Below are 13,548 nucleotides of genomic sequence, written 5' to 3'. Positions count from 1 at the left end.
ATGCTTGAATTAAAACAGATTTATAAGTACTACGATAAAAAAGTTGCCGTTAAAGATTTATCACTTCAAGTTCAAAAAGGTGAAATCTTTGGTATCCTTGGGCCTAACGGTGCCGGTAAAACCTCAACAATTCGAATGATCTGCGGTATCACGATTCCCGATAAGGGTTCGGTTGAGTTTTTGGGGGAATCGATGAATGAGAATCTTCAAAATAAAATCGGTTACTTGCCCGAAGAGCGGGGGCTATACAAAAAAATGAAAGTTGGTGATTTGCTTCTTTATTTGGCAGAGTTAAAAGGACTCGAAAAAAAGGAAGCGCAATCTAAAATCGATTTCTGGTTGAAAAAATTTGAAATTGAAAGTTGGGCACCAAAAAAAGTTGAAGAGCTATCAAAAGGAATGCAACAAAAAGTTCAGTTTATCTCTGTGGTGCTTCACGATCCAGAGCTGTTGATACTGGACGAACCTTTCTCAGGTTTAGACCCAATAAACGCTGAGTTGATTATGGAGGTCATTTTAGATCTGAAAAAGAGTGGAAAAACAATTATTTTTTCAACTCATCGAATGGAACAAGTTGAAAAGATTTGCGATTCTATTGCTTTGATCAATAATGGAGAAAAGGTTTTAGACGGTAAGGTGCGTGATATAAAAAAATCTTACGGTAAAAATCACCTTTTGATTGAGTTTGAAGGGGATGATACATTTATTGATGAGTTTCAAAAAACTGGGCTTGTTGAAATTGCAGATCGTCAACCTAAGTTTGTTGAGTTTAAGTTGCCTACTGACACAAAACACAAAGAATTTCTGCAAAAAGTATTAAATCATCCAAATACCGATATTACTAAATTTGAATTGGCAGAACCATCACTCAAGGAAATATTCATTCTCAAAGTTGGGGAATCGAATGCACTTGCAGAGACTGCTGCTTAATTAAGTTCTGCAAAAGTTTTTAACTCTCAATGTCAAACCGAACGCGATTTTTCTGCTTTGCTTTTCTCCCACTCTTATTCATCTCCGGTTCTGGACTTCTCGCACAGCGAGTTCCGGCAAGTTTGGTAAGACCTATTCCTGAAAAGGGCTTTTCAATTATTTTAGGCTTCGGATACTTTTCTGCGCAAGAAGAGTTTACGGATCAACAAACCAGACAACCTCTTTTTACAAAGGATCGACCTGAACAAGATGACTTTGGAATTGTTAATGCTTTTTTTCGGCAACCATCCTTCGATTTTCAATACGAATACGGGTTATCGGATGTGATTACGGTTGGTGCAAAACTCTCTTATTTATATAATGTCACGGATTATGCAGATGTTTTGGTTGAAAGACAAGATATTCGATATTCCTCGGCAGGATTTTCTGAAACTTGGGTTTGGGGAAGATGGGGAATTATCAATAATGCAGCCGGTGGGCTTTCATTACAACTTGGCATTAAACCACCAACCGGCGATATCAGTGCTCGAATCCCAACCGGTACGGGGCTTTTGGACTATGAATCCAGACTTATGGGAATTATTAATCTCTTGGCTGAAAAAGTGCCCTTATACCTTGCATTTGATGCAGGTTATCGGCTTCGTAGTGGAAATTTTGTAAATCAAATACCCTTCAAATTTGAATTTGGTTTAACTGCTTCTCCCGAAATTTTGATTCGATTAAGCCTTAGCGGAATTCAAAGCTTAGGGACGTTTCAAACCCCTGTCGGAATTCGATATATCAGTGCTCAATCACTTGAAAGAAGAATTAATCTTGTTGGTGATGAAACCTTTTATCACTTCAATCTTGGGTTAACGGCATTTGCTTCGAATAATGTTGAGTTCTACTTCGACTATTCCTTTAGGTTTTTAGGGCAACAAACCTTTTCAGGGGAGTTTATCAGAGGCGGAATCGCAATACGGTAATCAGAGGGTTAATACGAGGTGTTTTGGCTCTTCAAGATTAGATTCGACTGCAAATTTCATATTCTCCAAAAGTTCAAACCCGTATTTATTAGCATAAAAAAAGAAATTGATTACCCTTTCTTGAAGAATGTTCGAGGGAATTAAGTTTGTATAAGCTTTTTCAATTTGATTGAGAGCAACCTGATGCTTGTCTAATTCAAGTTTTTGAGATTTCTCTTGAAGTGTTTTCAAATGGTAAATCATTTTTTCGGCAGATGCATTCAAGTGCTGAATCATTGCGGGTTGATGGGTATTAAAATAATGCCTAAGTGATTCCAGAATTATCCGTAGCTTTTCTTCAGACTCCTCAAAAAGTGCTTTATCAAAAGCCGACCCCGCTTCAGGTAGTCGAGTCTGAATAAACTTATTTTTATCGGAAAAAAATATGCCCAATTCTTCGCTTAAAAGAGATGGGGTATGAAAGGCTTTTAAGTATTTGTTTTCAAGCAAAGAAAGTGATGCTCTTGGATAAAATAACGGTTCTTCAATATTAAAGTGTGAGTAAAGAGACTTGAGTTGTGCCCAATATCCTGCCTCGCCCGGTCCTCCAACATACACCGCATTTGGAAATGCGTAATCTTGAATTAATGGTCTTAAGATTACATTTGCACTAAATCTTTCGGGTTCGTTGTAAATGAAATCTAAAATGTTACTTTCAGACACTTTTGACTTATCGGGTAACAAGCTGAACTCCTTTGCATTAAGCCGTTCAAGGCGTAATCGTCGAGAATCTTCAATCAAATAGGCATTAATTGGCTGTGATTTTGCTTGCGCTTGAAACCCCTCTTCTTCTAACAAAGCACTTTGCGCGATAACCTGTTGGCTACTCTCAGTATCATTCATTATTTCACGCGAGAAAACAGGAGCGCAAAGGCGTTTGAATTCTTGATCATCGCTATTGAGAAAAACTAATCCGTCTTCGGAAAATAACTTCATCATAAGCGTTGCAAACGCTTCGGTGAAAGTTTTTTCCGGTGTGTATGTTTCCTTCAATAACGATTCGATTTTCGATTTATAGTCTGATGGTTGCAGAAGGGCAATAAATGTATCAATGAATAGTTCAATATCCTTACCTAAGACGGTACGGCCTGTCATTTTGCGCTTTTGAAAATTAGAGGATTGAAATTGAAAGGTTTCAGGTTTTCCTTGATGAAAAGTGGTTACTTTTGAAATCTCTTCATAATCATGATCCTCGCCTTCAAGCCAAAAAAGTGGGATGAATGAAATTTCGGGATAATTCGACCGCCATTTCTTCGTTAGAAATTTCGATAAGGCAATTGTGGTTATTGTTTTGTAAATCGTGTAAAGACTCCCTGAAAACAAACCGACCTGTTGACCAGTTACGATAAAGAAGGTGTTGGGGCTTTTCACTTTTTCAATGTTAGAGATTGTCGCTTTAGAGGCTTGATACAACTGATTTTGGCGGGTCAGAATTGCATAAATCTTTTCTCGTTGAAACGATATGTTTTTTAAGGTTTCAATTTTTTTTCTTTGATCGATTTCTGAGAAAGAATCGCCTGAAAAGAATTGGGTTGCTTTTCTACGGCGAGACAAGTCCATAGAATGAAGGTCAACAAAGATACGAGAGGTGTAATTGCTGAGATAATCCGTGTCAAGTGGGATTGCGGGATTTCTTGAGTTTATTTCTTGAGTTTCCAAGCTTTTACAGTTTCCATAAATTTATCGTGTGTTAAGTCATAGTTAATCGGGGTTACTGAAACATAACCCATTCGAATGGCAAACTCATCATCTTCAATTGAGTCATCATAGAGGTTCATCGTTCCTTTCAACCAGTAATAAGGAAGCCCATAAGCATCTTGTCGTTCTAACAATTCTTCTTTCCATTTTGATTTCCCTTGACGAGTAACAACCACCCCTTTAATTTCATTTTCAGGAAGGTTTGGAATATTTACCGTTAGAATAGTTTCGTTAGGCAATCCTTCACGGAGTACTTTTTTTGCAAGAGATTGTGCGAATTTTGCAGCATAAGAAAAATTTGCGTTTTGGTAGGTCGTTAGTGAAAAAGCAATAGAAGGGACACCAAAAATTGATGCTTCAATGGCCGCACCAACAGTTCCAGAATACAGTATGTTAATTGCTGTATTACTGCCATAATTTATTCCGCTGACCATTAAATCGGGTTTGCGTTGAACAATTTTCGTAAGCGCAACTTTTACGCAATCTACTGGCGTTCCAGCCACGGAATAACCAAATAGCTTTTTTTGTTTCTGCCAAGGGGTAATTCGATGGGGCTTTCCAAGGGTCATTGCATGACTCATTCCGCTTTGAGGAGATGACGGAGCAACAATAATAACATCCCCAATTTTTTTCATAGCATTTGCAAGTGCTTCAATTCCTTCGGCATCAATGCCGTCGTCGTTGCAAACTAAGATATAAGGCTTTTTGAGTTGAGGCGTTTGGGAAGGCAAAGACTTTTTTTTCTTAATTGATTGGGACACAGTGTTCATTTAATTGTATTGACTCCTATATTAGCTTTAAAAGATAATCATTTCTCGCAATAAAAAATTTTTCAAATGTCTCTCGAAAGCAATTTATATACTGACCCAAAGCTTGTAAACCCTGATTACATCGAAGTAAAGGAGTCTCCCATTCACGGAAAAGGGATTTTTTCTTTAAGAACATTTAATACTGGTGAAATGGTCATGATTATCAGTGGCGAAATGATTAATGCTGATGAATGTATGAGGAGAGAAAATGAAGAAGATAATGTTTATATCTTCTATAACGGAGATGATTGCTTTATCGATACCGCAAACTCTGGAAAAATCAGATTTATCAACCATTCTTGTAAACCGAATTGCAAAGTGCTAGACCGAAGTGAATCAACATTGATTTTAGAAGCACAAAGGGAGATTGCGATAGGCGAGGAAATAACCATCAATTATGATTATGAAGAAATTTTCGAGAGTTGCCGTATTCATAACCCACATTGCTTAAATGAAAATTGTGAAGCTTTTCTAAACCACCATAAAGAAAAATAGAGAAGCGGCTTTATAGCTGCTTCTCTATTTTCTATTTCTACCTAAGAAGCCCGGATTATTTAATTAGCCGATTTGAAGGTAAAGCGTTCGATTAGGCCGTTTCTATCGAAATGAATTTCTGCTTTCGCATTTCCACCGTTAAATACACATTTGGCTGTGTAAACGATGCCTTGTTCGGTTTCTTTGGCTTCTACATCACGAACCTCTTGGAAATCACCGAAAGTTGCAGCAATCGCATCTCGGTATTCTTCTAGATTAGTCCCGTCACGGAAAACGGATTTTGTGGAGAGCATGCTGTTGGCTTTTCTAAGATTGTTGTTGAAAAGCGACTCAATAAATGCTTGAGATTTTTCTGCGAGAGAAAGTCTAACATTAGCATTTACAGCACTGAAAGAAACGGTGAGCAACAATGCAAAAATTGCAAAATGCTTCATTGAAAATTTATTATTCATAATGGTGATATCTCTTGATTGATTTTAATCTGATGTCTTTAATGTAAAAGTGAATACGAGCATATCTAACGAGCGCCTAAAGAGCATTGTTACACTTGGTGTTGTAAAGAAATGTTAAAAGAAAAGCGAATTGTTAAGCATTATTTAACTGGTTGGGCTTGACAATGGATTTTAAGAAGAAAGAGAATTAGAAAAGGGAGATTAATCAGGTCAAAGAGGAATGGGAAAAAAGTTGAAAAAAATAGAATTAAAGTCCAAGGGTAGATAAGACAAAGAAAAACTCAGGGGTTTGTCTTTGTGATATTCTTGCAGAGACATCAAATCGAAGAAAAAGGAGGATTCGTGAAATCCCGAACCCTACTTCATAATACCAACGATCATCTGTACTAACCGTAGCAGGCAGGGAAGTTTGCGTAAAATTTCTCGTATTCGATGAAAACTCCGACCAGCCGAGCCCTCCTGTTAAAATAAATTCCAAGCCAAAGGACGCGACATTCGGAATTCTTAAAAGACCCGGAACAACCTCACCAAAATTATGCTCTACCGTCATCATCATGAATCGGTCTCCATAAAACTCTTTAATGTTCATTGCCCGATAAAGACCTGTGTTTCCAGTTCCATTTAGGGCAGATTCTAAACTAAAAAATCGTTGTGGAGGAACATTTCCACGAGAATATCCCCCTTGAACACGAACATCTAATCGCCATAATGGGAGTGTTACCGTTCGCCATAAAAAGGCCGCAAAGTATTGCTCAAAATCGAAGTCGCTTGAAAGGAAAGATGGCTTTGATATTTCAGCTCTAAGTTGAAATCCGAAATTTTTTATTCTCCGATAAGGGCTATAGTTGAAGAGTAATTCACCGCCAAAAGAGCGCATTGTGCCGTCAATAATGGAGGGGTTATCGCGGAAAGGGCGTCCGCCGCCAAAAAGTGAAAAATCGGTATTGACTCCTGCAGAACGTTGAGTTTCTGATTTAAGGAAAAAGGTCATTTGAATCGGGTGTTGGAAGATTAATCGTGTAACTTGTTGAAGTTGTCCAAAACCGAATGTTGATGAAAGAGATAGACCTTTTCCATAAAAGTAATCCCCATAATCTGATTTAAAGATTGCAGAACCTAAAGTAATCAGTGGTGAAGAGACAGTATAGTCAAAATCTCTTCTAGCTAAATAGTCGTAATACTTTGCCGTAATCGAAAAAAAATCGGATTTATCGGAACTATAGGTGAGCCCTGTTTCGTAATAGAAACGGTTATCTGAAGTACCATAACCTATTTTTGCTTCAGGTCTAAGCCGCTCATCCAGTAATAACTCTTTGAAACCCACGCCAAAGTAAGCCCCGTGAACACGGTTATATCGAAATAAATCTTCTATGCCACTAAAAGGGCGACGATTAAACACGCCTAATGAGCGATTGATGGCATTGGAGATTTGTGCAACAACATTGGTTCCGATGGCAGAGTCGGGATTATCGATCAACATCTCAATCGATTGATAGGCTTGTGCTTCAGTGGGCGAAAGTGGTAAAACAGGAGGATTCCAATAAGCACTATCGAGTTTATCTGAATTCTCTGTTGCCTCAACACGCCGCTGAGAAAAGAGGTCGTTGCTAATCGGTTGATTGAATGAATAATTATACGCAAGAGTATAAATGGATGCATCTACACGGGGATTAATGACCCATAAAAAAGAAGTTTCCGCTGAACCTTCAATTCTCATTTGAGTGGGCATGATATATTTTTTTTCAAAGAGAGAAAACTCTTGTTCATAGAGTAAGGCTGCGTCAAACGGAAGCCTTACTGTTTTAGAGGGTTGAAGTGCAACTCGAATTGGTGTAAAGTGCAGGGTATCAATAACAACGATGCCGGTAAAAAGAGGTCGGTAAGATGTTTTCGGTTTTATGTCAAAACGGATTGCATGAGGCGCAACACGAGCATCGATGGTATCGATGGGTTGGAAGGAATAGTATTCCAATGCATTGGGGTGAAAAGGTGTTGCAATTTCTTGATCAAGTAAAATAACGATATCGTCGTAGGCATTAATATTTGTTCCAAATGCCACGAAGTTTGCTCTTGGAGGAACATTGGCTGATTGCCTTCGTTGGAAAATTTCATTAAAGTAACGCTCGGGTTTTTCATAGTACCCGCGAGAATAGGATTCAAATAAAAATACAATAGTGGTATCCCCATATCCGCTTGATCTATTGGCAGTTACGGTATCAGCTGAGGTGATAAACTTTGTATAGAGGGTGTATGAATAGGTTTTGATTGAATCAACTTGTTTGGCTTTTCTTTCCAGTGTTTTACGGATCAGCTTGGTGATGGGATCTTCGGGGTCAACCTCTACAACGAATTCATCTTTATTGAAATTGACGGGCTCAAGTAAATATTCACAGACATCAGACATTTCGATTTCAACTTCTGCTCTAAGTTCCTCGTATCCCGCTTTTGAAATAATGGCTTTTTGAGTTCCCTTCGGTATGACAAGCTTGAAAATTCCGGAAGAGTTTGTTCGTGCCGTTTGTTTCGTTGATTCAATCACAATTCTCGCTCCACGAAGCGGTAAGGTGGTTTCAGCATCTCTGACAACACCATAAATGATAAGACTATCAACAGCTGTTTGTGCTGATAAAGAGTGAGAGTTTATCCAAACACCAGCAACGAAAAGAAGAAAAATTGTATAAACCGATTGAAAGAGTCTTTTACGACTGCAATTGGAGGGGCGAAAAAAAACAAAATTGAGATTCATGAAGTGATTAAGTGCAACGAAATAAACTGCATTTTTTACGACTTTTCTATAGAAAGGTTACCTAATAATTGCACTTTTTCAATTTCATCGATCCTTTTTTTCCACTTTACTAAAGGAGAAATTGTATCGATGTGCATGTGTGAAGCAATTCCGGGAATCGGTGATAAGCAAAGTGATTTCCCATAAAAAAATGATTGGCCATAGAGCTTACTGCTCAAATAACCATCGTTTGCTCCTTTAATTGACCTATTGAATGTGTCAAAGTATCGTTTTAGTGTTTCTTTTTCGAGAAGAAATGTAAATGTAGTGTTGCTGATTTGCCGCCAATGACAAGTATTCCCTAAAAAAACAAAGGATTTTTTTCTTCTAAAATACAAGTATCGATCGGGGTAATCTGTTGGATGGATGACCAAGGGTAGGGTTGAAAAATCGGTTGAAAATGGGCGTTGAAAAAAGCCTCGCGGTTTGTGGTAAAGGATTTCCTTTTTATTGCTTATCAGATCAGTGATGTGGTGGAAAGCGTCTTTTGAGTGAAGGTAATCATCCTCACAAAAATAAACCCAATCTGCACTAGGTTGGCTGTATCCCAAATCAAATGCCTTTTGGAGAGAGGCTTCATTTCCCCAATTTCCTTGAATCAGCGTGACTTTCGATTTAAGAAAAAAATCTTCAAGATCTTTGGAAAGTTTATCACCTAAAACAACAATTTCATGTTCATAAGGGAGTAGTGATTCATAAAGCGAAAGAAAACAAATTTTAACCAGCTCTGTTTTGCTAAGTCCAAAAGGACGCGGAGACCCGTTGAATGATGTTATGGCATCGCATGCCCTAAATACGACAAAAAACTTAGGCTTGTTATTCATTGTCATCATTTAAACTGGAAATGCGATTTCCTGAAAGAATCAATTGACTTGTCATTACCATACGACGAACCTCTTCAGTAACTGAAAAGCGCAAACTATTCTCAAAACATTTTTTTCGGTTGAAGGTCATGTAAAGAGATTGTTCTAAATCATCAAACGAATTGGTTGAAACTCCACAATCTTGGATTAGTTCAGGTAAAGCACCATTGGCAGAGCCTAATACAGGTGTGCCTTTAGAGAAACTCTCAAGAACGGTTCTCCCTAAGGTTTCCGGGATTTGCGTTGGGAAGATAAATGCACGAGCATTTTTGAAAACTTCACGGTGCATTTCACCCCTTCTTAAAATCCCTCTAAACTCAAAGTTCTTCAAATTCCAAGTAGCACAGAAAAGTTTGAATTCGACCGAAAATCGGCGGCTACCATAGGCAATAAAGTGTAAATGAGGATTTCTCTTCGCCAGCTTCGCAAAAAGATGAAGACCTTTATTTTCCCATCCCCAACCAAGGCCGGCAACCCACAAGAAATATGTACCGGTGACTTCTGAAAAGTCATACTCGCTTTCATCAAGACCGGTGTAAATTTGCGTGCTTTTTGGAAGTTGCCACGCCTCAGTTACCCAATTCTTGAATTGGAATTTTGAAATGTAGCGATAATAAACTAAGGGAGAGTTATTAAGCCAAGAGGCTTCTCGCTCATGACTATCGTGCATTGTGGTTAATACAGGAATCCCTAATGAAATTGGGACATCAACAGACCACGCATTTTGAGACCAAATGATATCTGGTCGATAAGATTCAAGGATCGGTTTAACTTTTGCCATAAAATCCCACACGGTTCGACGCGATTTTTTTGAAGGAATGAAATCCGCCTCGATAATTTCAAAAGGATAAAGGTTTTTTTTTGGTTCATTTTCAACTCGTTTAGGGACAATACAACAAAATTGTTGGGCGGTTTTTGACAAACCCAACGCAAGATTTTCCACACAAGATTCAATTCCACCATAGCCTATAAGAGGAAATTGTTGTTCATACTCATTGCCGATTATTGCAATCTTCATTTTAAACTTTCTTGATAATAAATTGATTCAACAGCTGCTGAAAAGCGAGATAAACAGTTTCTACAGGGATTGCTGAGGTATCATGATTGTGAGGTGCCCACAATACAATCTTTTTCTCAGTTAAAGGAAGCCATTGAGCGGTTGTTGATTTTGTGGTACACAAAACCAAAATGGGCGTGTTCATTGCTGCACAGGCATGAACGAAAGCCGTATCGGGTGAAAGGCAACCTATTGATCGATTGATGAGTTCAACGATTTCTAAAAAATTTGATGTGAAAGGATAGTAATAGATGTTTGGATTTGAGATGGTTCTTTGCAATTCAAGAACATCCGATGAATCGTTTGGAGCGGCTGTTATGATGATTGGAAGTTGGCTATGAGGAAGCAAGTCTTGGCAATATCGGATCAAAAATTCTATAGAATTTTTTGCTCCCCATTTTTTGCATGATTCTCTTGCACTTAGGTTTAAGATGATAAATGAATCATTGATTTTATGAGTGTTAAGAAATTTTGAAACAGCATTGGCTTCAATATCTGAGATAAAAATTGATGTCTTTACCGACTTAGGTTCATTTACTCCAAACAATTCAAGCATAGCTAAGTGATACTCTTCCGCCCAATTCAAACCTTTGGGGAGAAGAACAGCATGATACATTTTCTTGAGATACAACTCCCGCTTTCCTTCTTTATTATCAAGCACTACAGTAATAGCCTTTGGATTGATTTTTTGGGCAATTGAAGCCGTGAGATAATGTTCCCAAAACGAAACATCAATCAATAAATCGTATGATTCCATTTGGCATTGAGCGATGTTTTTATTTATTGATTCCTCGGTAAGAGAAACAGAGAAAATCTTTTCAACATTGGGGTTGTAGCGGAGAATGATTTCGTTTGAAGCCGAAGCCCAGATATGGATGGATGATTTGGGCAAAATTGATTTCAACGCGCTTAGAGCTGAGGTGAAGACTATCATATCACCAATTTGATCTCCGCGGAAAATCAGGATTTTCTTAATCTGTGATAATTCAAGCGGAATTGAAATTGATGCTTTATTAAATTTTAATTCCAAAAATTTTAATAACAAGGCGATAAGGAGGGAATTGGAAGTACGCCCTGCTTTGCGATTAAAACTAGCGATTAAGGCAAGTTTTAGGCGAAAAACTGCTTCCTTGACATCACTTATAAAGTGGTTTAGTTTCACGGTTAACTACCTCATAAAATTGCTTCCTGCGCCGGATTGGGTACTTTGCAAGCGCAATCTCCAGTTTTGATTAAATGCTTCCGTTGGAACATCGGAATGAAGAAGTTCAAATTCGCCTGTACCTCGTACATCTCCAAAAACGAATGAGACGCGTCCTCTTCCCGGGAAATTTTCATAAGTCCAAATTTCATGTGCGCGGGTATTCGATTCTTGGGAGAAAACTTCAACATTGGTTGGCCTTCCATATTTGAGAAGTATTTTCCCACGGTCTGTTTCATACCCTTTTCTAAATGAACTGCCCCACCATTTTGTTTCACCAATCAAAGTAACGAATTCGCGTACTTTTGTTACCCCACCTCGAGCTTCCCAAAAACGTTGAAAAAAGAATTTTTTGGAGTCTAAAGTGGTAAGTGTTTCGTAGGCTTTCGCTTCATCTTCAGTAATGATAGCCTTTACTTGAGAGCGCATTTCATCAAGTTCTTCTTCACTTAAACGGGCAAATTCGGGCTCAAGAAATGAGTCACTGATTCGCTTTCGTTTTATGGTTGTAACGGGATTGGTGACAAAGATTCGCTTCTTGGATTCAGCGATTTTTTGCTTACTACTATCTTCTAAAGTTACGACAAAGTCGTAACTACCACTGAGTAAATCGCCGACAAACATTGATTCCTTAAATACCACAGCATCATACAGTCTGCTTCGAACTTTCTTTACTTCTGTTTCTTCAAGTTTTTTTCCGGCTCTTGTGAGAAAAATTGATTGGTATATTTTTTCTCCAACAATATTCGCAGATTTAATGCCATATAGTTCGGCATAAAAGAAAGCGGTATCTAACCCATTCCCATAGGCGGATTCAGGATTGGGAATAACTTCAAGATTATTTTTATAGAAAGGCGAGTTGATGTTTTTGGATGATTCAATTGAAAATGCCGAAATCAATGAGCTCAATCTAAGTTTTGAACGTGGGTTTCCTACTTTAATTACTCTTTCGGTTTTTGCTTTATACCGTCCGTCTTGATTTTCTGCTGTTAAGGTAAATTTATACTCGCCATCAATGACCTTTAGTCGCATTGAGCCTAAAAGTGTGGAAGTAAGAATTCGGCTAGAATCATCATTGGAGTCAAGTTGAGATTGCGTTTCAAATACTTTCCCAGTTGACGCTTCTGCTTTTAATGATAATTTGAGTGAGGTTGTGAAGAGATTAGGTTTAACGGCTTTATAAGGAATTTTCCATTTGGGAAAGTTGAAATACACCTCAACTTTATAGAATGTGGAGTCAGATTCAAAGACTCCGAAATCGACACCGTTCAGCGTTTGCACGGTTTGCTGAGAATAAAGAAGGAAAGGATTTGTGAATAAAAAAATGAAGATTCCGTACTTTCGGCAGACTGCTCTACCAACTTTTACAATTAAATTGATCATTCAAAAACAAGTTAACTCGATTAATTCACTAATTTACAAATGCCACAAGTTATCTACGGCCGTAATGCCGTCTATGAACTCCTCCGAACGAAACCCGATACAATTTCAAAAATTTACTTTCCGATTAATATGGCCAATGACAAGCGTTTGAATGAAATGCTGATAATTGCCAAGCAAAATCAAGTGTCAATCGGTAAAGCAAGCAATCAAAAATTAGGTGATTTTGCTAAAACGGATAAGCACCAAGGGGTTGTCGCTCTTACAGACGAAACAAAGATATATGACCTTGATGATATTCTTGCTGAAAACCCCGTGCAACCCCGATTTTTCTTGATTTTAGATAGCATTGAAGACCCACAAAATCTCGGTGCGATTCTTCGTTCAGCTGAGGCAGCGGGAGTCGACGCCGTGTTAATTCCAAAAGATTTCGGAGCGCCCATAAATTCAACCGTACATAAAACTTCTGCCGGCGCTACGGCTTATGTCAGAATCTGTAGGGTGGGAAATCTTTCACAAACAATGATCAAATTAAAAAAGCATCAAATCTGGGTTGTTGGTACCGATTTACAAGCAACGAAATCATACACCGATTTTGATTATTCAATGAACATTGCGTTGGTAATTGGGTCTGAAGGCAAAGGCATGAGGCATCTTGTACGTGAAACTTGCGATGAGCTTGTGAAAATCCCGATTCGGGGAAAAATTCAATCGCTTAATGCAAGCGTCTCTGCCGGAATCATGCTCTATGAAGTGGTTCGTCAGAGGATATTGAGCAAAAAACTTTAGTTAGAATTAAAACCTCAGACAAACAAAAAGGGAAAGATGACCAAAAAAAAGAGGGCATTTCTGCCCTCCTTTTTATTCCTGACAA

At 38.2% G+C, this 13,548-nt stretch carries 12 protein-coding genes; 4 read left to right on the top strand and 8 right to left on the bottom strand.

Annotated elements, in window-relative coordinates; translation table 11 throughout:
* Window positions 1-930: an ATP-binding cassette domain-containing protein gene (locus SFU91_07145; protein MDX2128795.1), complete on the top strand. Its 930-nt coding sequence runs from the start codon at window positions 1-3 to the stop codon at window positions 928-930.
* Window positions 931-959: 29 nt separating this feature from the next.
* Complete coding sequence (locus SFU91_07140; GenBank protein ID MDX2128794.1) at window positions 960-1,895, top strand: hypothetical protein; 936 nt, start codon at window positions 960-962, stop codon at window positions 1,893-1,895.
* Here SFU91_07140 and bshC read toward each other — a convergent pair whose 3' ends face one another.
* Together bshC and surE are read right to left on the bottom strand one after the other, a co-directional pair.
* Entirely contained in the window at window positions 1,896-3,593 is a 1,698-nt protein-coding gene (gene bshC, locus SFU91_07135) for a bacillithiol biosynthesis cysteine-adding enzyme BshC (protein MDX2128793.1), read from the bottom strand. It abuts the gene before it with no gap.
* Window positions 3,575-4,402 (bottom strand): 5'/3'-nucleotidase SurE, encoded by an 828-nt coding sequence (gene surE, locus SFU91_07130; protein ID MDX2128792.1) that lies wholly within the window; start codon window positions 4,400-4,402, stop codon window positions 3,575-3,577. The genes bshC and surE overlap by 19 nt, the downstream gene beginning before the upstream one ends.
* A gap of 66 nt (window positions 4,403-4,468) precedes the next feature.
* Here surE and SFU91_07125 point away from each other — a divergent pair, with 66 nt between their 5' ends.
* Window positions 4,469-4,936 (top strand): SET domain-containing protein-lysine N-methyltransferase, encoded by a 468-nt coding sequence (locus SFU91_07125; protein MDX2128791.1) that lies wholly within the window; start codon window positions 4,469-4,471, stop codon window positions 4,934-4,936.
* Window positions 4,937-4,995: 59 nt separating this feature from the next.
* On the opposite strand, the gene SFU91_07120 is transcribed toward SFU91_07125, so the two are convergent.
* The 6 genes from SFU91_07120 to SFU91_07095 all read right to left on the bottom strand — a co-directional run bounded on the left by SFU91_07120 (window position 4,996) and on the right by SFU91_07095 (window position 12,677).
* Entirely contained in the window at window positions 4,996-5,388 is a 393-nt protein-coding gene (locus SFU91_07120) for a DUF3887 domain-containing protein (protein ID MDX2128790.1), read from the bottom strand.
* 247 nt (window positions 5,389-5,635) lie between these two features.
* On the bottom strand, window positions 5,636-8,134 hold the full coding sequence (locus tag SFU91_07115; GenBank protein MDX2128789.1) for a DUF5686 family protein: 2,499 nt from the start codon (window positions 8,132-8,134) through the stop codon (window positions 5,636-5,638).
* A 35-nt stretch (window positions 8,135-8,169) separates the two neighbouring features.
* Entirely contained in the window at window positions 8,170-8,997 is an 828-nt protein-coding gene (locus SFU91_07110; protein MDX2128788.1) for a hypothetical protein, read from the bottom strand.
* Window positions 8,990-10,054: a glycosyltransferase family 4 protein gene (locus tag SFU91_07105; protein ID MDX2128787.1), complete on the bottom strand. Its 1,065-nt coding sequence runs from the start codon at window positions 10,052-10,054 to the stop codon at window positions 8,990-8,992. The genes SFU91_07110 and SFU91_07105 overlap by 8 nt, the downstream gene beginning before the upstream one ends.
* Before the next feature lies 1 nt (window position 10,055).
* Window positions 10,056-11,255, bottom strand: a complete 1,200-nt coding sequence (locus SFU91_07100; protein ID MDX2128786.1) for a glycosyltransferase family 9 protein — start codon at window positions 11,253-11,255, stop codon at window positions 10,056-10,058.
* A gap of 6 nt (window positions 11,256-11,261) precedes the next feature.
* Window positions 11,262-12,677: a GWxTD domain-containing protein gene (locus tag SFU91_07095; GenBank protein ID MDX2128785.1), complete on the bottom strand. Its 1,416-nt coding sequence runs from the start codon at window positions 12,675-12,677 to the stop codon at window positions 11,262-11,264.
* Window positions 12,678-12,716: 39 nt separating this feature from the next.
* On the opposite strand from SFU91_07095, the gene rlmB reads away from it, so the two are divergent.
* Entirely contained in the window at window positions 12,717-13,463 is a 747-nt protein-coding gene (gene rlmB, locus SFU91_07090) for a 23S rRNA (guanosine(2251)-2'-O)-methyltransferase RlmB (GenBank protein MDX2128784.1), read from the top strand.
* Window positions 13,464-13,548 lie beyond the last annotated feature (85 nt).

Source organism: Chloroherpetonaceae bacterium (assembly GCA_033763895.1).
Taxonomy (GTDB): domain Bacteria; phylum Bacteroidota; class Chlorobiia; order Chlorobiales; family Thermochlorobacteraceae; genus JANRJQ01.
The sequence above is the reverse complement of the archived record's forward strand: the minus strand, read 5'-3'. Positions and strand labels throughout refer to the sequence as shown.